Annotated in this window: 17 protein-coding genes and 1 pseudogene; 5 read left to right on the top strand and 13 right to left on the bottom strand. The window is 56.9% G+C overall.

Going from position 1 to position 21,904, the window contains the following annotated elements; all coding sequences use genetic code 11:
* Positions 1-3 precede the first annotated feature (3 nt).
* Positions 4-1,347 (top strand): glucarate dehydratase, encoded by a 1,344-nt coding sequence (gene gudD, locus AC3IUF_RS19580; RefSeq protein ID WP_150693845.1) that lies wholly within the window; start codon positions 4-6, stop codon positions 1,345-1,347.
* A 189-nt stretch (positions 1,348-1,536) separates the two neighbouring features.
* Here the strand turns inward: gudD and AC3IUF_RS19585 are convergent, their stop codons facing one another.
* A complete protein-coding gene (locus AC3IUF_RS19585; protein WP_447786248.1) occupies positions 1,537-2,409 on the bottom strand; it encodes a LysR family transcriptional regulator in 873 nt (290 codons plus the stop codon).
* Positions 2,410-2,569: 160 nt separating this feature from the next.
* Here AC3IUF_RS19585 and ampC point away from each other — a divergent pair, with 160 nt between their 5' ends.
* A complete protein-coding gene (gene ampC / locus AC3IUF_RS19590; RefSeq protein ID WP_489279035.1) occupies positions 2,570-3,736 on the top strand; it encodes a class C beta-lactamase in 1,167 nt (388 codons plus the stop codon).
* 92 nt (positions 3,737-3,828) lie between these two features.
* On the opposite strand, the gene AC3IUF_RS19595 is transcribed toward ampC, so the two are convergent.
* A complete protein-coding gene (locus AC3IUF_RS19595; RefSeq protein WP_007918666.1) occupies positions 3,829-4,095 on the bottom strand; it encodes a hypothetical protein in 267 nt (88 codons plus the stop codon).
* 15 nt (positions 4,096-4,110) lie between these two features.
* Positions 4,111-4,401 carry a DUF6124 family protein gene (locus tag AC3IUF_RS19600; RefSeq protein WP_371929249.1) on the bottom strand — a complete coding sequence of 97 codons (291 nt, stop codon included), beginning with the start codon at positions 4,399-4,401 and terminating at the stop codon, positions 4,111-4,113.
* A gap of 458 nt (positions 4,402-4,859) precedes the next feature.
* On the opposite strand from AC3IUF_RS19600, the gene AC3IUF_RS19605 reads away from it, so the two are divergent.
* The gene (locus tag AC3IUF_RS19605; RefSeq protein ID WP_489279038.1) at positions 4,860-6,044 is read left to right on the top strand and encodes an AAA family ATPase; all 1,185 of its coding nucleotides are present in this window, start codon (positions 4,860-4,862) and stop codon (positions 6,042-6,044) included.
* A gap of 176 nt (positions 6,045-6,220) precedes the next feature.
* Here the strand turns inward: AC3IUF_RS19605 and AC3IUF_RS19610 are convergent, their stop codons facing one another.
* Positions 6,221-6,784, bottom strand: coding sequence for a DUF4174 domain-containing protein (locus tag AC3IUF_RS19610; protein ID WP_095114544.1), 564 nt, complete (start codon positions 6,782-6,784; stop codon positions 6,221-6,223).
* Positions 6,785-6,992: 208 nt separating this feature from the next.
* Between AC3IUF_RS19610 and AC3IUF_RS19615 the strand changes: the two genes are divergently transcribed.
* Entirely contained in the window at positions 6,993-7,457 is a 465-nt protein-coding gene (locus AC3IUF_RS19615) for a GNAT family N-acetyltransferase (RefSeq protein ID WP_489279039.1), read from the top strand.
* Positions 7,458-7,493: 36 nt separating this feature from the next.
* Here AC3IUF_RS19615 and AC3IUF_RS19620 read toward each other — a convergent pair whose 3' ends face one another.
* The 4 genes from AC3IUF_RS19620 to AC3IUF_RS19635 form a co-directional block, all read right to left on the bottom strand.
* Complete coding sequence (locus AC3IUF_RS19620) at positions 7,494-7,820, bottom strand: hypothetical protein (protein WP_489279040.1); 327 nt, start codon at positions 7,818-7,820, stop codon at positions 7,494-7,496.
* A 7-nt stretch (positions 7,821-7,827) separates the two neighbouring features.
* A complete protein-coding gene (locus AC3IUF_RS19625; protein ID WP_007918673.1) occupies positions 7,828-8,613 on the bottom strand; it encodes a sulfite exporter TauE/SafE family protein in 786 nt (261 codons plus the stop codon).
* Positions 8,614-8,841: 228 nt separating this feature from the next.
* Positions 8,842-10,056, bottom strand: a complete 1,215-nt coding sequence (locus AC3IUF_RS19630) for an MFS transporter (RefSeq protein ID WP_489279041.1) — start codon at positions 10,054-10,056, stop codon at positions 8,842-8,844.
* A 317-nt stretch (positions 10,057-10,373) separates the two neighbouring features.
* Positions 10,374-11,123: a hypothetical protein gene (locus AC3IUF_RS19635; RefSeq protein ID WP_463543406.1), complete on the bottom strand. Its 750-nt coding sequence runs from the start codon at positions 11,121-11,123 to the stop codon at positions 10,374-10,376.
* A 344-nt stretch (positions 11,124-11,467) separates the two neighbouring features.
* On the opposite strand from AC3IUF_RS19635, the gene AC3IUF_RS19640 reads away from it, so the two are divergent.
* Complete coding sequence (locus AC3IUF_RS19640; protein ID WP_007918676.1) at positions 11,468-12,616, top strand: aldose epimerase family protein; 1,149 nt, start codon at positions 11,468-11,470, stop codon at positions 12,614-12,616.
* Between the two features lie 217 nt (positions 12,617-12,833).
* Here AC3IUF_RS19640 and AC3IUF_RS19645 read toward each other — a convergent pair whose 3' ends face one another.
* The 5 genes and pseudogenes from AC3IUF_RS19645 to AC3IUF_RS19665 form a co-directional block, all read right to left on the bottom strand.
* Positions 12,834-13,280: a hypothetical protein gene (locus AC3IUF_RS19645; protein ID WP_489279042.1), complete on the bottom strand. Its 447-nt coding sequence runs from the start codon at positions 13,278-13,280 to the stop codon at positions 12,834-12,836.
* Positions 13,281-13,463: 183 nt separating this feature from the next.
* Complete coding sequence (locus AC3IUF_RS19650; RefSeq protein WP_489279043.1) at positions 13,464-13,925, bottom strand: hypothetical protein; 462 nt, start codon at positions 13,923-13,925, stop codon at positions 13,464-13,466.
* Positions 13,925-18,619, bottom strand: coding sequence for an RHS repeat-associated core domain-containing protein (locus AC3IUF_RS19655; RefSeq protein WP_489279044.1), 4,695 nt, complete (start codon positions 18,617-18,619; stop codon positions 13,925-13,927). The genes AC3IUF_RS19650 and AC3IUF_RS19655 overlap by 1 nt, the downstream gene beginning before the upstream one ends.
* 119 nt (positions 18,620-18,738) lie before the next feature.
* Positions 18,739-18,873 (bottom strand): hypothetical protein, encoded by a 135-nt coding sequence (locus tag AC3IUF_RS19660; RefSeq protein WP_489279045.1) that lies wholly within the window; start codon positions 18,871-18,873, stop codon positions 18,739-18,741.
* Positions 18,874-18,907: 34 nt separating this feature from the next.
* Positions 18,908-21,815, bottom strand: a pseudogene (locus tag AC3IUF_RS19665) (type VI secretion system Vgr family protein).
* Between the last annotated feature and the right edge of the window lie 89 nt (positions 21,816-21,904).

A 21,904-nucleotide genomic window follows, 5' to 3' on the forward strand; every position in this document is an offset into this window, starting at 1 on the left:
AACATGACTGCACACGACACCGCCAAAGCCCCGATCATCACCGAAATGCAAGTCATCCCCGTGGCCGGCCACGACGGCATGCTGCTCAATCTGAGCGGCGCCCACGGGCCGTTTTTCACCCGCAATATCGTCATTCTCAAAGACAACGCCGGCCACACCGGCGTCGGTGAAGTGCCCGGTGGCGAGCGTATTCGCCAGACCCTGGAAGATGCGCGCAGCCTGGTGATCGGCAGCCCGATCGGCACCTGGCAGAAGATTCTCAATCAAGTGCGCCAGACCTTCGCCGACCGCGATGCCGGCGGCCGTGGCCTGCAGACTTTTGACCTGCGCATCACCATTCACGCGGTCACCGGTCTCGAAGCCGCGCTGCTCGATTTGCTCGGTCAGCATCTCGACGTACCGGTGGCGGCATTGCTCGGCGAAGGTCAGCAACGCGATGAAGTGAAGATGCTCGGTTATCTGTTCTACGTTGGTGATCAGCGCGAAACCGATCTCGCCTATCGCAGCGAACCGGACGCCGACAATGACTGGTTCCGCGTACGTCACGAGAAGGCCATGACTGCCGAGGCCGTGGTGCGCCTCGCCGAAGCGGCCCATGCCAAGTACGGTTTCAAGGACTTCAAACTCAAGGGCGGCGTGCTCAGCGGTGATGCCGAAATCGAAGCGGTGACAGCGCTGGCCGAACGCTTTCCCGAGGCGCGCATCACCCTTGATCCGAACGGTGCGTGGTCACTCAAAGAAGCTATTCGTTTGTGCCGCGATCAGCATCAAGTGCTCGCCTACGCCGAAGACCCGTGCGGTGCGGAAAACGGTTATTCGGGCCGTGAAGTGATGGCCGAATTTCGCCGCGCTACAGGGCTGAAAACCGCCACTAACATGATCGCCACTGACTGGCGCGAAATGGGCCACGCGATCCAGTTGCAGTCGGTGGACATCCCGCTGGCCGACCCGCACTTCTGGACCATGCAGGGTTCGGTGCGCGTGGCGCAGATGTGCCATGAATGGGGCCTGACCTGGGGTTCGCATTCCAACAACCACTTCGACATTTCGCTGGCGATGTTCACCCATGTCGCCGCTGCTGCGCCGGGCGAGATCACCGCGATCGACACCCACTGGATCTGGCAGGACGGCCAGCGCCTGACCAAGGCGCCGCTGCAAATCGTCGACGGTCTGGTGCAAGTGCCGAAGAAACCGGGGCTGGGTGTCGAACTGGACATGGACCAAGTGGCCAAGGCTCATGAGCTATATAAAGGCATGGGCCTCGGCGCGCGGGATGACAGCGTGGCGATGCAGTTTTTGATTCCGGGGTGGAAGTTCGATAACAAGCGGCCGTGTCTGGTGCGCTGATCATCAACCCAAACCGATATCCCCACAGGCTCACTTCTACTGGGAATAGGGGTTGAATCCGAGTAGCTGGTTCAACAAATGAACCTGTGGGAGCTGGCTTGCCAGCGATAGCGGTGGGTCAGCCAACATCGATGTTGGCCGTGCCGGCCCTATCGCTGGCAAGCCAGCTCCCACAGGGGATGATGTGAGTCATGTAGAGATTTGCAGCAGCCAGGTTTTGAAAGCCATCATCGCCGCCGTTTCCGGCCGCGACTGCAACCGCGTCAACCAGTAACTCCCCGTCGTAATCTCAATCGCAAACGGCTGACAAATCGCCTCCGCCGCCAGTTGCCGGGCGAACATCAGCGGCGGCGCCAACGCCACCCCGCTACCCTGCAAAGCCGCTTCCATCATCGCCAACGACGAATCAAACACAATGCTCTGCGGCGGTGCCGCCTGCGTCGCCAACCCTGCCGCCTGAAACCACTCCGGCCATTCATCGGTGCGATAGGAACGCAGCAGCGTCTGCTGCAACAAATCCCCCGGCGAATGCAATTGCCGGGCGATCTCCGGCACGCACAACACCGACAGCGGCGCCTCAAGCAAACGCGTCGCTTCGATGCCATGCCACGCCCCGGCGCCAAAACGGATCGCGTAATCCAGCCCTTCTGCCGCGACATCCACGCGGTTGTTGTTGGTCGACAGCCGCAAATCTATGAGCGGATGTTTCGCCCGGAAGTCCGCCAGCCTCGGCAACAGCCAACCGACAGCGAAGGTGCCGACCGCGCCGACGGTCAGCACTTCGCGATATTGTCCACCGGCCAGGCGTTCGAGAATCTGCGCGATGTGATCGAACGAAGTGCTCAGCACCGGCAACAAAGTTTCGCCTTCGCTGGTCAGCATCAGCCCACGGGGCAGGCGTTTGAACAAGGTAACGTTGAGTTGTGCCTCAAGGCTTTTCACCTGATGGCTGACGGCAGCCTGGGTGACGCACAGCTCCACGGCCGCGCGAGTGAAGCTCAAATGACGCGCGGAGGCTTCAAAGGCGCGCAGTGCATTCAGCGGCAATTGCGGTCGAATCATGCCCAGTCCCAAATTTTTCTAATGGCTCGTGCGAGTTTTCATCGTTTGTCGATTGGCGTCGCGCTAACTAAATTGGCGGCGCTGATCGGTCGCCCAACGAAGAAATCGCCCGCAGTGTAGCGGGATAACGTCATCAACACTCATGGAGAGTGGTTCACCCATGTCATCCATTCAATCGAGCAAAGTCATTTCCTGCGCCGCTTTCGGCCTGTTATTCGGCGCCACATCCTGCCTCGCCGCCGCGCCCGATGCTGTGCAGTTGCAAGCATTGGTCAACGACGCGGTAACGCCCGTGATGCAGCAGCAGAACATTCCCGGCCTCACCGTAGCGCTGACCATCAACGGCAAGGCGCATTACTTTAACTACGGCGACGCCAGCAAAGACACCGGGCAAAAAGTCAGCGAAAACACCCTGTTCGAAATCGGCTCGGTGAGCAAAACCTTCACCGCCACCCTCGCCGGTTACGCCCAAGCGACTGGCAAACTCGACCTGTCGACCAAGGCCAGTCAGCTCTGGCCCGAATTGAAAGGCAGCGCCTTCGACACTATCAGCGTGCTGCAACTGGGCACCTACAGCGCCGGTGGTTTGCCGCTGCAATTCCCGGACAACGCGGATTCGTCTGACAAGATGCTCGGCTATTTCCAACAGTGGAAACCGGTTTATCCGGCAGGCAGCCATCGCCAGTATTCCAACCCGAGCCTGGGACTGTTCGGCTATCTGGCGGCGAAAAGCCTCGGCCAGCCTTTTGATCAGGCAATGACGCAAACCCTGCTGCCGAAACTCGGTTTGCAGCACACCTACCTCAGCGTGCCTGCCGCGCAAATGGAACTGTATGCGCAAGGCTATGACAAGAACGGCAAACCGGTGCGCGTCACGCCCGGTGCGCTTGACTCGCAGGCCTATGGCGTGAAAACCAGCGCGGTGGACATGCTGCGTTACGTTCAGGCCAACCTGAAACCTGAAACGCTGGAAGCGGTACTGCAAAAAACCATCGCCAATACCCACACTGGTTACTACACCGTCGGCGACATGACCCAAGGCCTGGGTTGGGAAATGTATCGCTACCCGCTCAGCCTCGAGCGTTTGCTGGCGGGCAACTCGACGGAAATGGCCATGCAGGCGCACAAGGTGCAGTGGCTTAACCCTCCGCAACCGCAGCTGCATGACGTGCTGATCAACAAGACCGGCTCGACGGGGGGCTTCGGGACTTACGTGGCGTTTGTGCCGAGCAAAGACGTTGGCATCGTGATCATGGCCAACAAGAACTTTCCGATTCCTGAGCGGGTGAAGATCGCCCACAAAATCCTCAGCGCTGTCACTGACTGAAAATCAAAAGATCGCAGCCTGCGGCAGCTCCTACAGGATCGGGTCTTCACTCGGTCAATGTAGGAGCTACCGCAGGCTGCGATCTTTTGTCTTTAAAGCTGAGCCTGCAACTTCCAGCCGATGACATCCATCAAGTCGCAGCTATCGCGCAACGGGATCGCCATCACCCGGGCGAAATCCTGCAGCAGCAAGGCATCATGTCCCTTGCCGTCACCCAGCGCCAGGGTTTCCATCAACTGCGTCACACAACGCAAACGGTAAGCCGCCGTGCCATGCAGCACATCCACGGGCGCCTCGCGGTCGATCAGCAGAGCGGGAATCTTGCAGTCAATCCCGGTCAGCGGAATGTATCGCGTCATGCTGCACCTCCCTGTTCAATGTTGCGTCGCCGCCGGCGGATCGAGATTGTCCAGCGCACGGTTGACCAGCAACTCGCCGAGTACGGCCAACTGCTGAATCGACAAGGCGAGACTGCGCGGTGAACCTTGCAGTTCTGCGGCGAGGTCAGTGGTCAGGACGTTCAGTGAGGCGAGGGTTTCGCAAGCGTGGCAGAGCAGCGTGGGCGTATCGATATCGGGGAGGATGGTGAAGAGATGGCTGATGGGATCGGGGTGATGCGGGTTGCGCAAGCGGGGGTTGTTGGCGTCGAAGGATCCTGAATCCATGGGGGATTCGGGGGGACTTGGAGTATGTTTTTTCATTAGTAAATCCTCGGGACATTCAAAGAAAAAACTGCCGAACTCACTTCCACGAGAGGGTGGCAGCTTTGCGCAGGGGTGGAAGTCCGGGGAAACCCGAGGAACCCGGTGCACTCGAGAGTGCTCCTGCGCATCGCTGCCATAAACAAACAATGTTGGCATAAAAACCACCAACATGTGTTTACAGGCGCAATGCGCTCTCGGGAATCACCGGACTTCCACACCCGACCACTGTGTTTTGCAGCGGCCAAAGAAGACTATCCCTCCTCACCCAAGCCCACCAGTTCACCACCGCCGCCGCGACTTGCAGGAAAAATCCGCGGGGGTTGAAGGAGCTTTGTGTCAGACATTTCGGCAGGCACATGCTGCAACGACTTTGGGTTAGCGAATGAACTTGTTGTATCTACACTGCATCGAGTCAATCTTTGGACGAGGATGGCGTCGAGCAAAGAAACAGTCATTCGAAGGGCGCAGTGATGGAAATCAAAAGTTTGAAGCTTACGGATGTCGGACACTTTGGAGACATGGATATTCAGTTTGCCCCTACCCTGACACACCGCTCGAACATCACGGTGCTGGTGGGAAACAACGGCAGCGGAAAAACCACCATTCTGAAATCCCTGAATATTTGTCTGAGCTGGCTGATCGCAAAAATTCGCTCCAATAAAGGCAATGGCAAATACCTTGTCGATGAAGACATTCGCAATGGCGCCTCAGGCGCCGTCCTTTCGATTGGCATCACCGACCTTTCACACCCGCGCGCAACTGACAGTGATGCGGGTTCCGAAAACGAATTATTCGTATGGGGCGCAGCCCGAAGTCGCCAGGAAGGTGCAGTCTCGGACCGTGGATATTTAAACGAAGTCAGACTGCTTGCAGACCACTACCGCACTCAACTCACCGCCGACGATAGCGCCTCACTCCCGCTGATCGCTTATTACCCAGCCGAACGTTGCGTTCTCGACATCACGCTTAAAATCACCAGCAAACAAGCCTCTGATCAACTCGACGGCTACGACACCAGCTTCAACGGTGGCGCCGACTTTCGCGGTTTTTTCGAATGGTTTCGTGAACGTGAGGACAGCGAAAACGAAGGCGGGATTTCCGATACCGCACTGGCCGAAATGGCGGAAAAATTCGGTACTGACAGCGACGTATGGAAAACCCTGGCCAATGTGAAAGCCTCCACTCGCGATCGCCAATTGACTGCCGTTCGTTCGGCCCTCACCGCGTTCATGCCGGATTTCACTAACCTGCGCGTACAACGCAAGCCCCATCTGCATATGGCAATCGACAAGCATGGCGCGACATTCAATGTCACTCAGCTCTCGCTTGGCGAAAAGTCGATGATTGCGTTGGTGGGTGACATCGCCAGGCGTCTGGCGATGATGAATCCATCGATGGACAACACGCTGCACGGTGACGGCATTGTTCTGATCGACGAGGTGGAATTGCGTATGGATCCGCAATGGCAGCTTGATCTGATTGCACAGTTAACTACAACCTTTCCCAATTGCCAGTTCGTGTTGACCACGCATTCACCACTGGTCATTGGTGATACCAAAGATGTGCTGGTTTACCTGCTTGATGATGGGGATAGCAATGAATAGACAAGTTGCTGTGAGGGCGTCAGTGCCCGCAAATTTGCAGGTAACGGAATAAACATTGTAGGAGTGAGCCTGCTCGCGATAGCGGTGTATCAGTCAACGCGGATGGTGACTGATACACCGCTATCGCGAGCAGGCTCACTCCTACAGCGGACGTGTTTTATTCAGTGACTCTGCGATCAATCATCCGGCATTTCCGGCGGCTTGGCTGGTTTCGCAGGCTTGGTCGGTTTGGCGTTCTTCGCGCCTTTGGCTGGTTCCGGCGTAGCAGCAACCGGCGCCTGAGCCGCAGCGGCCGCCTCCTTCTCAGCCATTGGCATGGCATCGATGGTGTCGAAGATCTTCTTCAAATCCACCGCTTTCGCCTCATCCCCAGAAGCCGAGAGTTTGGTCTCGCCGTCCTTACCCACCAGGAACACTTTCGGATAGGCCCCAGCGCCCAGTTTCAGCGAGCGCAGCAGCGCCATGGTGTCTTGCTGGCCCATGTCCTTGCCGTCGAGTTGACCGGACATGTTGAGGATGGTGTAGACCTTAATGTTGCGGTCGGTGACGCCCTTTTTGTTGGCGGGATCCTCCAGCGACTTTTTCAGGGCGACCCACACGGGGTCGACGGTGCTTTGTGCGATCACGATCAGCGGTCGGGCGCGGCCCATGTCCCCGGCGATGGGCGAATCGTTGTCAGCGGCGAACAAGGGGCCGGCAATCGCCAGCAAGAGTGTCAGGGTCAATGACCTGATGAGCATGCGCATCTCCTTTTGATATCCACGCTCTAATGATTGCGCATCGTGGCGATTGTTCCGGGACAACCCGGCAAATATCTTCCGCCTAGTCAGAAGCTTAGGACAGGCGCGACATTGCGCAACATATCCGAGGTGATCGCAACGCGGATTTGATTACCTTTTATGACCGCATTAGGGTGGCAGTTCTGCCCATGAAATGGAGTTCACCCGCATGCACATCGATTACCTGTGCGATCACCCCGAATTGATCGAAGAACTGGCCACGCTCAACTTCGAGGAATGGGGCGAGTTTCGTCCCGGACAAACCGTCGAACATCGCATCGAACATATGCGTGCGTCCTGTGGCAAAGAAGCGGTGCCGAGCGTGGTGGTAGCGCTTGAGGGGCCTCGTTTGCTGGGCGGTGCGCTGCTGATCGAAAATGATCTGAAGCTGCGCCCGAATCTGACGCCATGGCTGGCCGGGGTTTATGTGAAGGCTGAGGAACGCGGTCGCGGGATTGCTTCGCAACTGGTCATTCGAGTGGTTGCAGAAGCGAAAGCGTTGGATGTGCGGGAGTTGTATCTTTACACCGACACATCGCAATCGCTGTATGCGCGACTGGGTTGGGAAGTGGTTGAAGAGCTGGTCTACGAAGAGTTGCCGGTGACGGTGATGAAATACGTCATTCAGCGCTAGCCCGTGGTGAGGCGGCTCGCGGCAGGCTGTGCCGCCTCACTCCAGCGCTGAATCGAGCACGGAGAGCAATTGCGAAGGATCGACAGGTTGTCCACCGAACTTGAGCTCACCGCTGTCGAGTTCAACACTCAACCTCACCGACGCTCGATCACCCGGGTACTTGCGCAGCACCAGCTCGATGCCATTGGCCGTCTCGTTGGCAGTACCGAGCAAATCCCACAGACTTTCACTTAGATCGAGCAGCACTGTTTGCTGCTGCAGATCGACTACCTGCGGCGCATACAGCCAATGGCTCATGCGCATCTCACGCGGTTCGACGGTGATGGCGAGACGGCCCTCGCAATGGACAGTGGTTTCACTCATGGCCGGATCAGAACGCCAGTTTGTAACCGATCAGCACCAGCATGGTCGCCAGGCACGGGCGCAGCACTTCATCGGAAATGCGACCGGTCAGGTGGCTGCCGAGCCAGATGCCTGGCAGCGAGCCGACCAGCAAGAAGCCCAGCACGCCCCAATCCATATTGCCCATGCTCGCGTGGCCCAGGCCTGCAACCAGCGTCAGTGGTACGGCGTGAGCGATTTCGGTGCCGACCAGACGGCGGGTCGGCAGCAGCGGATAGAGGATAAACAGCGCAACGGTGCCGAGGGCGCCCGCACCGATCGAGGTCAGGGCAACCATGGTGCCGAGGATCAGACCAGTGATCACGGTCATCACGTTCAACCGCGAACCGCTCGGGTTGTAGTTGCCACCGGCGCGTTTGTGGGCGAATTCGAGCAAGCGCTTCTTGAAGAAGATCGCCAGCGCCGTGGCGAACAGGACGAAGCCCAGCGCCTGTTTGATGATGGCGTTCATCGCGTCCGGCGCGGTGTGCAGGGTGCTGAGGAACCACAAGGTCATCGCTACCGCCGGCACGCTGCCGAGGGTCAGCCAACCGGTGATGGCCCAGTCGATGTTCTTGTTCTTGCGGTGAACGAGGACGCCACTGGATTTGGTAATGGCGGCGTACAGCAGGTCAGTGCCCACCGCCGTTGCCGGGTTGATGCCGAACCACAGCAGGATCGGCGTCATCAACGAACCACCGCCGACACCGGTCATGCCGACGATAAACCCCACTACCAGCCCGGCAATCACCAAGCCGAAATTTGCCAATTCCATTAAACCGTCCAGAAAAACGACAGGAAAAATCTGGCCCGCAGCATAGCGATTTTTCTTATAACCACATATATCGATGCGGTCTATCGTTATGCCATATCGAATTCACCATCGCTTTACTGTAGGAGTGAGCCTGCTCGCGATAGCGGAGGGTCAGTCACTGAATCCGTCACAGATAGACCGCTATCGCGAGCAGGCTCACTCCTACAGGGTCAGGTGGTGGATGCAGATTCAGTGCACCCTTCGGCCAGGTTTGAAGCTGTGGTTTTTGTTGATCCACACCGTGGCCAGCGCGATCAGCGACAGAATCAGCAACGCCCACGGAAACGACATCGCCCCCGCCCGATCCAGCAACAACCCGCCAAACAACCCGCCCCCGGCGATCGCCACGTTCCAAGAGGTGGTGAGCATTGCTTGCACCACGTCGACGTGATCACCAGCCGAGTCCGCCGCCGAGGTCAGCAGCAAAGTGGCCGAGCCGCCAAACGACAAGCCCCACACCGCCATGCAGGCATAAATGATCAGAGGCGACGGCGCTGCCAATGCCAGAACCAATGCCGTCAGCGCAAACACCGCGAGGCTGATCAACGTCAGCCAACGCAACCAGCGATCGACCAGCATACCGATGATCCAGATCCCCACCAGCGAACACAGGCCAAACACCAGCAGCACCAGATCGACCCGATCAGCCAGCCCGGCCTGCATCAGAAATGGCGCAATGTAGGTGTAGAGAATGTTGTGCCCGAGCATCCACGTCAGCACCACGAACAGCACCGGCCGCACGCCCGGCAGGCGCAGCGATTCGAGCAGCGGCAGACGCTCGTCACTGGCCTGCCCCGTACGATCCGGCACCGCGATAACAATCCACGCGGCCAGCACCAGAGCCAGCGCCGACATGATCCCGAACGACGCGCGCCAGCCAATCAGATTGCCCAGCCACGTCCCCGCCGGCGTGCCCAGTGACAACGCCACCGGCGTGCCGAGCATGGCAATCGCCAGCGCCCGCCCTTGTTGATGCACCGGCACGATGCCGCGCGCATAACCGGCCATGATCCCCCACGACAACCCCGCCGCCATCCCGGCGAGAAAACGCGAAGCCAGGGTCAAACCGTAATGGCTGGAAAACGTGGTGACCGTGTTGAATAGCAGAAACCCGCCAACCGTCATCAATAACACCCGGCGCCGAGGCCAGCCACGCGTGGCGACGGTCAGCGGAATCGCCGCGACAATCGAACCCAGCGCGTAGAGCGTCACCAGTTGCCCGGCGAGCACCTCGCTGACGTTGAGCCCGGCACCGATCTGCGGCAGCAGCCCGGCGGGCAGGGTTTCGGTGAGGATGGCAATGAACCCGGTCATGGCGAACGCCAGTAACGCGGCGTAGGGCAGTTTGTCCGCACGGGCGGTGCGGTCGACGCGGCTGAAATCGGCGCTGGCGGGGTCGGTCATGACGGGGGCGGCTCCATTTTGATCAATAGCGGTGACGGATTGTATACAAAAACAACCTTCACTATTCGATCAATGTGGGAGCGAGCCTGCTCGCGAATGAGGTGGACCAGTCAACTCTTCAGCGCCTGAAGGAACGCTTTCGCGAGCAGGCTCGCTCCTACATTGGATCTCTGCACACCACAAAAACTTGTGGGAGCTGGCTTGCCAGCGATGAGGCCAGGTCAGGCAACACTGCTTTGCTTGACCCACCGCTATCGCTGGCAAGCCAGCTCCCACAGGGTTTTGTGGTGAATTGATCATCACCGCCCAAACAGAACTCACTGCACCGGCAAGAAATTCAGGAACAGCAAACTCTGCGCGTAGTTAAGGCCGATCCGCCGGTAACGCTCATCAAGCATCTGCGTGATCAGGTCCAGCCGCGCAACGATTTTGCCGAACTCGGTGGCGAAGCTCAGGTTGCTGCCCTCCTCCGAGATCTCATTGGAAAACAGCAGCGGCTGACCTTCCTTGTTCTGTCGCTGGGACAAGATCCACGTGGCTTTTTCGATATTGCGTGCGGCGTTGTGAACGAACGTCGGGTTGATCGCGTCCGTCATATAGAACTCGGTGCGATTGCCATGGGCGGTGACCAGCATGCTGCCGATGGCATAGATGAACGCGCCGACGCGGTCACCGAGAAACTCCGGGCTCATCGCATAGCTCAGCGCCGCCAGATCCTTTCGACCACCCAACACCGGCAGCGGCTGTTGCTGCTCTACGGCCATCCGCACCTGCTTCACAGCGGCATGGATGTTGAGAAAGCCTGACTTGCGCAGCTCGTCCGGGTTGCGCAGGTACAGCTTGGCTTGCAAGCGGTAAAGACTGCTGAGGTTGTCGCGCATCGCCAGCGTGGCCATGCGGTCGACGCTGGTCTGCAGGAACTCCTGCGGCTTCCCTTCACGCATCTGATTGAAGAAGCCGTTGCCGTCCTGATGACTGCAACCGCTGAACAGCAGCGACGACAAACACGCCAGCAACAGGCTCGGGCGGCGGAAAAAAGCAGCGATCAGGGCAAAAACTCTCGGCATGAAATCTCGAACAGGCACATTCCTGTGCGGCGGGAGTCACCGCATCCTGGCCATGGATAGAGCCGCCGATTGCGAAAAAGTGCAGTGGTGCGCACGACCAGCCGACCTTCGGCAATGCCTGCCTAACCAATTAGTCTGTCTTTATTGTTGAAATAAACGATTAATCAGCTATAAATCTTGATTGCAAATACAAATAGCATGACTAGTTACGCTGTAGGAGCTGCCGCAGGCTGCGATCTTTTGACCTTGCCTTTGAAAACCAAAATCAAAAGATCGCAGCCTGCGGCAGCTCCTACACGGCATCGGCGCCATTTTGAAAACAACAACAAAAAGGAAGGTCAACCATGCTTCAATCCCGTCACCTGCTCTCCGGCCTCGGACTGTCCCTGATGATCGCCACCCTCTCCGCCAACGCGGCCGGCCTCAGCGCCGAACACAAAGCCTTCGGCAAAACCAATGACGGCACGCCCGTCGAGCAATACATCCTGCGCAACAGCCACGGCATGCAAGCCACCGTCATCACCTACGGCGCGACCCTGCAATCGCTGAAAGTCGCCGACAAGCACGGCAAGTTCGACGACGTCGTACTCGGCTTCGACGATGTGCAGGGCTATCAGAAAGGCACCGCCTATTTCGGCGCGACCATCGGCCGCTTCGGCAATCGCCTCGCCGAAGGCGCGTTCGAACTCGACGGCAAGCGCTATCAAGTGCCGCAGAACGACAAGACCAACGCGCTGCACGGCGGCACATCGGGCTTCGACAAGAAAGTCTGGAAGGCCCAGGAAACTAAGGACAAGGATTCGGTCGGCGTGACCCTGACCTATCTCTCGGCCGACGGTGAAATGGGCTTCCCCGGCAACCTCACCACCGAAGTGACCTATCGCCTCACCGACAACAACGAACTGCGCATCGACTACAAGGCCAGCACCGACAAACCGACGGTGCTCAACCTGACCAACCACAGCTACTTCAACCTCGCCGGCGCCGGCAATGGCGACATCCTCAAACAGGTCGCCACCCTTCACGCCAGCCATTACACGCCGGTCACCGCCAAACTGATCCCGACTGGCGAACTGGCACCCGTGGCCGGCACGCCGATGGACTTCAGCAAGCCGACCGCAATCGGCACGCACATCAAGGCTGATCATCCGCAGTTGAAATTTGCCGAACCGAAACAAGGTGGGTTTGATTTCAACTGGGCGCTGGATACCAAGGGCGATATCGGCAAAGTTGCGACTGAGGTGAGTGACCCGCAGTCCGGTCGCGTGCTGCAGTTGTTCACCACGGAACCGGGTGTGCAGTTCTATACCAGCAACTTCCTCGACGGTACGGTCAAGGGCAAGGGTGGCAAGGTGTATCCGCACTGGGGCGCGTTTACCCTGGAGACTCAGCATTATCCGGATTCACCGAATCAGCCGGACTTCCCGAGCACTCGGCTTGATCCGGGGCAGACTTACAGCCACAGCGTGGTGCTGAAGTTCTCCGCAAAATAACCTGCCCGTTGCACCTGACCGTTCCCACGCGCAGCAAAGGCATGCAGCCCGGGATGCTCCGCGTCCCTTGAGGCATTCCTTTGCTGCGCGAGGGAACGATCAACCATCAAGGGATTAAAGACCCACACGCTCCAATCCCTGACGCATGCCTTGATCCGCCTGCTCGCACCACTGCTTCAGCGTCAGACTCGGCGGCAGATTGGCCTCCTCTTGATCGCTACTCTGCGGTGCGGGTTACTCTTGTGGCCGCCTGCTCAAATGCATGCCCGAAATCGCCAATCCTATTGATCATTTCGAAAAACCAATCAAAAGACTCCTGCACGAAATCCTCATCAGAAACTCTGTCGGGATACATCACGCAAAATAAGGCTCTGACTGCAGCGTCTTCATTGTCTTCAATCTCTACATCACGCCCTTTCGCTTCCAGAAAATCCCAACATTTAATTCTGGCAGCATTCAATTCATGCTCGTTCTCTGCACCCTCAAACCAGTACCTGTGCGCTACTGCAAACGCGTCTCTGACAATAGTGGACACTTGTTCGTCTTGAAGAACCATACCGATACCCGCGCACATAAACTTCATTACGTCCCGAGCTGTTTGAGCTTCATCCTTGCCGTTGGCTAGACGATTTGAAAAATCAACAATTTGTTCATGGCTAATCATGATGTATTCAATCGCCCTATTCAGCAGAATTGTTTTACACTCGGAGCAGGCATCTAATACGCGAATGCAAGGCTAACTGACTAGGCACGACATCCATCTGAGGATTAGCCACAAATGAAATCAAAACCCTCTACCTAGCCATCGTCACTAACTGCCGCTCCCTGCTAACAAACAGAGAGCATATCAGCTGCGCCGTTCAATAAACCTGTTAAAACTGTTAATAAAATCCTTCCTTAGCCCAGGAAGTATTTTTTTCAGAATAAGAAAATAAAGATAGATAGGTGTTGGACCATCACCCTCCTCCTCCCAAACTTCCTCAGTCCCATAGCAATAAAGTACACCACGGATAAAATTTGCAAAATCCTCATCAACCTTACGATTCTGCTGTTCTATCTTCCAGAGATCAACAGTGAGTTTCTTTCTCAGACCCTCATCACTTTCGATACGATCCCGCCGCATAGCTTCTTCCAGGAACGGCACCAGCATTTCCAACTTGCCGGCATCAATAGATCTCAGTTCATCTTTTTGAATAAGACCCAATAGATAACGAGCGTATTCACGCGTCATTTCCCCATAAGAAACATCCGCTTCAAGCAACCGTTCTTCCAGATCATCAAATTCTTTTACTTCTATACTATCAATCATTATATAGCTCCATCTTCCACTCCTAGCCTTCCCATGACTCGCTTACACGAATCACAGAATGGCTTCAACACATTATCGTTCCTGTGAGTCGTTGATTTACCACCTTCGGTTAAAGCTTTCAACTCATCGACTGTCTGAACGTTATGTTTTTTTGCAATATTGCTGAGGGCATCCGCCTCACCGCAATCACCATGGAAGACAGAGCGATCATCAATAGGAACATCCTCATAAAGTTCAGCCACTACTGGATGATCGATACCATTTCCTAGAGCGCGCTTGCTGAAACCTATCTCCGTCTGTGGGAGGTTGGCACTCTCAATGGAGGTGCGGGTTCCCTTGTTATTCGGGGTTACCCCCTTGACACGAGCCAAGCCGAGTGGATCGACCCATTGGATGGGATTTGGCGCGTAGGCATAGAAATTCAGCCCTCCTGCCCAGCGGACAGGGTCTTTACTTATAAACCGACCGACGCTTGGGTCATAATACCGATGCCTGTTGTAATACAGACCCGTCTCATGGTCATGATATTGTCCTTGGAATCGAATCGGGTTCTTAAGAGCGTGCTGAATTGCAAAATTAGCACGCTGCTCCCGAATCTCTCCCCAAGCCTTGTAATGCGCACTCCATAGAATGCCGCCATTCACATCGGTCAGTTCTTGTGGTGTACCCAGATGGTCGCATTGGTACCACGACAATACGTCAATCGGCGGTGATAAAGGCAAGTGGTTCCACAACGGATCTTCATCCAGACTGTAGCCTTCCTCATAGCTCGGCACGCCCGTCAACTTGATTGAGCTATGTGTCAGGGCCTGAGCGACGGGAACGAAAGTACCGGGTTCAAAGATGTAATGAACTGTTCGGCCAGGTCTCCCATCCTGCTGGGCAGTACGGCTCTCCCAAGCCAGATTATCGCCATCCCAGCCATACAACGTGAAGCCACATCCGTGCTCTTGCTGAATACGGGCGTGCTCACTTCGGTTCCACAGTGAACCAGCCGTAGGACGTTGCTTATAGTGCGCCATTGAGTTCTTGAACAGGCGCCGCCCGAGTGCGTCGTAGGCGTACGCCACCGAGAGTCTGGCATCATCGAAATGCACCAGCCTGTCAAAGAGGTCCCATCGCATTTGGCTAAACGTGCCGTTGTTCCAGCGTTTGACCTGGTTGCCGCGTTCGTCGTATTCGTAATGGGTGCCAGCATATTCACGCAGCAGGTTATCAACGAGCTTGCTGCGCGCAGGAGTCAACTCCAGCGGGCGACGCACTTCAGTCGCCTTCTCGTTCAAAAGGTTACCTGCCGGGTCGAAATCGAAGGTCTCTACGCCTATACGACTGACGGCCTTCAGAAGCCTGCTGAGCGGATCATATCTATATGAGAGAGGGCCACGGCGCGTATCATTCAGCTCAGTGAGCTGGCCTATCGCATCGTAGGTGTACTCGCGTTTGAGCACAGTGGACTTGTCATCACTTCGCCCTAACAACTGTTCCTGCAATCGGCCCGCCGGATCCCACTTTTGAGTCTGAACCAAGCGGTTACCTTGGTGGCGAGCCACTTCCCTATGCAAGTCGTCACGTTCAAAGCCGACGAGCTCATGCTCATTCAAGCGCAATGCCAGCAGATGACCGCTTCCGTAGGTCAACCAGCTTACTCGATGACCATCCGGACGCGTTGTAGCAACCCGTTGGTTTAAAACGTCGTATTCATGCTGCCAAATCGCAACGAGTGGATCTTCAAGACTGAGATAGTGCTGGTGTTCACGCAACTGATTACCAGCCGCATCGTAAAACCACTGAATCTTGCTATCGGTGTTGCTGGCAAGGATGAGATTCCCCCGACCGTCATACGCGTAGGTTTCCGACTGTGATTGTTCACCGAGTACGGCACGACGCTCAGTCAAACGCCCCATAGCATCATAGCTAACGTGTACGACTCGATCTCCCGTCACGACGCTCGCCAATTGACCAGAAGCCTGCTCATACAGAAAACTCGTCAATCGACCGTCAAAACCTGTCTGCGTCAGCATCCGTCCCATCGGGTCATAGTTGAATTGCGCCCAACGCTCATTCTGATTTTCCAGCGCTTGCAAACGACCAAGTCTGTCCCAGCGATAGCGCAGTGTTTGCTCGGCAGCATCTACTCGTTCATGGATAAGTCCGGCAGCGGTGTAACTCCAAGTTGTGCAGTTATCCAAGGCATCAACGTGCGCCAACAGTCGCCCTTCTGCATCTCGGTCGAAGCGCTCTTCAGTTTTGTCAGGATGTTTGATCAGTACCAACTGCCCGACTTTATACTCGTATTCGGTACTCTGCCCGGCGGCATCAGTCGCACAAATCATCAAGCCGCGATCGTTGTACTCCCACTCGGTGGTTTTACCGGAACAGTCTGCGTATTTAACCAACTGACCCGCATCGTTGTACTCGAGCGTCTTCTCATTGCCATTGGCATCTTTGATGGCAATGGGCAGCCCAACCTTGTCGTAGCTGTACTCCGTCTTGTTGCCTAGCGGATCGACCATCTCCACCAGGTTGCCGGCGTCGTCATAAGCGCGCAACCACAGACCACCCTCTGCATCCAGGATCTTGATCAACTGATCCTGGTCATCATAGGCAAAATGCACCACCGTGTTGTCAGCGCGAATATGCTCAAGGCGATTGCCACGCTCGTCGTAGCTGTAACGATCTGTGGCGCCGTCAGGATGTACATGTCTTATTACGTTCTTGGCTTCATCGCGAAATAGCCATTCCGACAGTCCATCCGGGTGGCGTATGCGGTAGGTGTAGCCGAGGCTGTCGTAGTAGTGCCATGTCTCGTTGCCGTGAGCATCGGTGACATAGGTCAAACGAATGTTTTCGTCCCACTCCAGGCGGGTGTCGAAGCTGCCATCATCTGCCCATTCACGCACGGCTTTGGCATCAGCTCCCGTGCCCTGCCATTGCAGGTTCATGCCGCGCCCTGTTCGATCGGTGTAACGAGTGATCAGGTGATATTGGTACTGATAGGACCACGCGCCGCCATTCTCATCCTGTGCTTGAACCAGGTCTCCGTGACCGTCATAGGTATAAGCGCAAAGCTGGCGAAGTGGCTCGCCATCACTAATTTCCCACACCCCCTTCAGTCGACCCTGCTCATCAATCATTGTCCCTAGATGCCGATGAACCTTGGTGACGTCACCCTCGATATATGTAATCAAATCCGATAATACCGGCATCTCTCCATGGCGATGTTCGTGATGCAGCATGATGCCGGCACCATTGCGCAACTCCACATTTACCAGCACATATTGCTTGCCACGGAGATGATAGACTTCCTTGCGCTCAACCCCACGGCACAGCAGCAGGTGGCCCTCGCTGACGAGCAGCAAAGTGAGGTTCTCTATTGCGTCATAATGGAACTGGCCGACCTTTGGCACCGGGTATGCGTGACTACGTCCGTCGGCGTCGTGGAACAACAACCCATCATCTACCAAATCTATCCGAGTGCTAAATGGGGTGATCCAACGGGCTCCCAGGATGCCCTTGTCATAGGCGCTCAGATCAGAGCAATAGGTACGCATCCACTGGATGGGGAACGGGCCCGGCAAGCCGAAATCCATGTGATCGAACGTCTCGGTTCCCAACGCAAAGCTGATACGTTTGCCAGTCGCTGGGCAGACCTCATTCTTATCGTCATTGGGACGCTGACTGGCTTTCTCTTCAGTCCTGCTGACCTCAGTTTTTCCATCTGCAGCCGTATGTTTGGCCTTGCTGGTAACTGCAGGTTTGACGTTAGCGCTCTGACCATGCGCATTACGTTTTCGCCACGCTGCAACTGCGCCGGCGAGCACCACTAATAATGCGCCAATTGAACTCTGAACACCCGGATCACCAAGTTTGTTCAATTGAGTCTTGAGTTCTGGCCCCATTGCCCGCAATGACTTGGTATGGCGGAGAACTTGCTCCTTTGCTTCATCTGGCAGTAGGTATTCAGCTGCACCGTTGGCAATTCCCTTACCGACAGCCTTATAAACGTTCGCAGTAGCATCTAAAAAGTTGTCCCAGGACTTTAGCGGATCATGAGTTAACTGATCGCCTGCCGCGCTTATCATCTGATGAGCGTCCTTCAAACTCCCTTTTGCATCGAGTTTACCGTTAACGACTTTTTCTAAGCCGTTCGCGATCTCATCGAGCATCTTCTCCCCATACTCACCGGCATCATTGAGAATCTCCTTGAGCTTGGCCTGAGCCTGCGTCACGAAGTCATCAATGGTGCCGGCGATATCAGCATTCAGATGACCTACTACCACATTGATCAGCGCATCTCCCAGCACCATCTTGCCGGCTTTCGCAGTCTCCTGACGGACCAGAAACAACATCGGGCGCAGACTCATTCGCGCCGCTGCCATATTTGGTGGTAGCGGCAACACACCAATTAAATTGATGCCAAGACTGACCCAGCTAAGCGGATCCTGATTGGGGCTCTTCGAAAGTGTAGCGATATCATTCAATGCATCGACCAACGCCATGATATTGCCTACAACCGGCAGCGCGCCTGCAACGCTTTTGATCCGCTCCAGCGTGACCAGATCACCGCTGAGTTCTCGCAACCATGCGTCGAATTGCGCAGCACCGCGTCCCACGTCCTCAACCATAATCAAGTTCAGGGGAACAATAGCCACTTGGGTTTCGCGTTTGTTAGCAATAGTGGTTTCGGTTGTCATGAAAGCGTCTTACCAGCCAACAGGCTTTGGAGTTAGAAGATGTTCTGAAGGCATATGTCTCCACAGGAGCAACTCGAAGTCGGGTCCTGGAGCCACGAAGCCAAAACGAATGAAGTGGTTCAGCTGATCACAACCCCTTTGGGACCACTTGCAATCAGCGCGACCCCGCAGGCGGTCTTCATGCCATTCCGGGCGATTGGCGTGCCATCGACTGTGTGGGTGGTGGAGTCCCCCAAACGAATAGCGTCTTTCATTGCGTCACTCCTTTGACTGAAATCGTTTCCGTTATCATGACAGCATCTCACCCGCCAACAGGCCCGGGGTTTTCAAGGACGGTTTTGGCAGACTCGGTGCAGGCAGGCTCGGCAAGTTGCCCGCCTTGCTCGCCGCTCCAAGAAGCCCCCGAAGCACTCGGCAACGCCGCACTCGCCAATTTCGGCAATCCGGCCACACCGCCCTGCACCACACCCTTCACTTGCTGCGCTGTTTGCATCGCACCTTGCGCGGTCTGCATTGCGTTCATCCCTGTTTGCGCCATGTCCTTACCCTTCTCCAACATCTCCCAACTCTTGCTCGGCAAGACCTGCGCGACCATGGCTTGCACCTGACTCGGCACGTCTTCAGCCCCCGGCGGATTCAACGGCCACTCCGGTTTGCCGATGTAGCTGCCGTCGCTCCAGGTGTCCGCCGGATCCTTGCCGAACAGCACACGTGCCGGCCCCGGGGCAGCGCCGGCGACGCTGGCGAACCCCTTGCCGTCGAGCTTGCCTTTGATGCTTTTGCCCAGGGCATCGATGACTTCATAATCGCCGTCCTTGATGCCCTGACGACCGGCGTATTGGTTGAACAGTTCGAGGTTGCCCTTGCCCGGTTTCGGTGGTTCCGGGAATACCCCGGCCAAAGATTTCGCGCCGGTGTAGGCGAAGTTCGCCGCGTGCGCGGTGTACGGGCCGCTGGTGGCGTGGGTGATGCCGCCGGCGTTGTAGGTGGTGGCGCTGCCGCCGCCCTGGATCACCAGTTCGGTTTTCGCGGTGATGGTGATGCGGTCGGCATTGGCGGTGATGTTGAGTTTGGCCAGCAGGTTGATGCTGTCCTTGAGCGCACGCACGTCGATGTCGCCGGACGCCGCGACCAGCCGCCAGCCCATGCTCTGCACGAACAGGCGCATGCCGCGACTGGCGCTGGCCAGCAGGCGTTTGCCGATCGATAGGCTGGTGTGGCCGGTGCTGCTCAATGCCAAATGTTCGCCAGTGGCGATGTGGCTGGAGCGCGGCGTTGTCAGGGCGATGCCGGCCGGGCTGGCGAGAACCAGATGCGGTTCGGTGAATTCGGGGAATTCGTTGGCGGTGAGGTTGGCTGGACCGCTGCCGAGCACGCCTTGATGCTGGGCGTGCAAGGCCTTGGCCACGTCGTCCTGGTCGCCCGCCTCCTGGGCTTGCAACTCTTTGGCTTGAACAGCGAAGCCATCCTGCTGATCGCTGGCCGTGGCGAGACGCTCGGCGGTTTCCGGCAGGTCCTTGTGGTGTTTCGATTCGTTCGGCCGTGGCTCGGTAGTGATCAGCAGACCGGCACCCGCACGTACCGCACCGTGGCGATCGGTTCTTAACTCAAACCCTTCGCCGCGTGGCTGGCCACCGCTCGGGCGCGGATGGGTCAGGTAACCGAGATTGATCGCACTCGCGCCGTGGTCGCTGCGCAGCGCAATGCTGATCTCGCTGGTGGTGTCGTCGATGCGCAGTTCATTGGCGCGGCTGCCCTTGTATTCCTTGCTCTTGACCGTGGCCAGGGTCTTGAAGTCCGGCAGCTTGTACGGCGGCAGATTGGCGCCGTGGTACAGGCAACCGGTGATCAGCGGCTGATCGGGATCACCTTCGAGGAAGGTGATCAACACCTCCATGCCGACCCGTGGAATGTTGATCGAACCAAAAGTCTCGGCTGCCCAGCTCGACGCGACGCGCATCCAGCAACTGGTCATGTCGTCGTGCTTGCCTTCGCGATCCCAGAAGAACTGCACTTTCACCCGGCCGTATTGGTCGCAGTAGATCTCTTCACCCTCGGGACCGCAAACCACCGCGCTTTGTGTGCCGAGGACTTTTGGTTTCGGGTGATCGAGTGGCGGGCGGTAAGGCACGTCCCACGGGATCGCGCTGAAGCGATTGCGATAGCCCTGGTGGAAATCGTCCTTAAGGTCGGTGGTGTCGCTGGTCACCGACTCTTCCAGTACCTGCGGCTGTTTGCCTTCGTGGAAGATTTCAGTGAGCAGCCAGAGGTCATTCCACGTCGGGTTGGCGTGGTCGGTCAGGGCGAGGAAATGCCCGCTGACCAGGATCGGCTGATCGCTCTTGCCTTCGGCCAGACGATAGTCGCTGCGATGCCGTTCCAAGGCGCGATTGGCCAGATGCTTGCCACGCTCGCGATCGACGAAACGGCCCGGGTAATCGTAGTCTTCGAGGTCCGGTTGCGCGCTGCTTTTGGCATCGCTTTCCAGTTCGATCTTCGGTTTGACGAAGTCGTAATCGCGACGCGTGGTGCGGCTGGTGCGGGTGGCCAGACGCAGGCCGAAACGCTTGACCACCGGTTTGTCGGCGACCAGTCCGGAGTCCTGCTGATAGGCCACTGGCGCCAGTTTCGGGAACACCGTCTGGTCATCGCCGAAGGTCAGTTTGTGCCCGCTCGACGTGTGCTGGAAGTGGTAGTGAATCCCCTCCTCTTCGCACAGGCGCTGGACGAAATCCAGGTCCGATTCGTCGTACTGCACGCAGTAAATGCGCTCGGGATAAATCGCGCTGAGCTGGAAGTGGTAATCGCTGGCGAGGATGCCGTGTTCTTCCAGGACCTGGCTGATGATCTGCTGCACGGTCATCTGCTGGAAAATGCGCTGATTGACCCGGTGCGCGAGGTACGCCAGTTGCGGGCGCAGGGAGATCTTGTAACGAGTCAGGCGCTTGCCCGCCTCGCCCTGGGCAATGCTGTAGACCAGCCCGTGGATCCCCGTGCCGGTTGGCGACAGCTGAAGAAACGCCAGTTTGTGCAGCACGCTTTCGAGGTTGATCGAGGCCTTTTCGCTGACCAGTTCCAGCTCGAATTCGAATGGCGTGTTAAGGGCCTCGCGACCGGTGAACGACAGCACTTGAAAGTCGCTGTCGATGCCATCGACGGTCAGATTGAAATGAGGCTGGTTGGCCGGTGAGAACATCCCTTGTTCCTCGCGCAGTGCTGCGACGCGCAACAGCCCTCAAGGGGCTATTGGCAAAAAAATTCTTTAGAAGTGAATCCGCCCCGACC

It is taken from the genome of Pseudomonas sp. KH_040 (assembly GCF_057839305.1).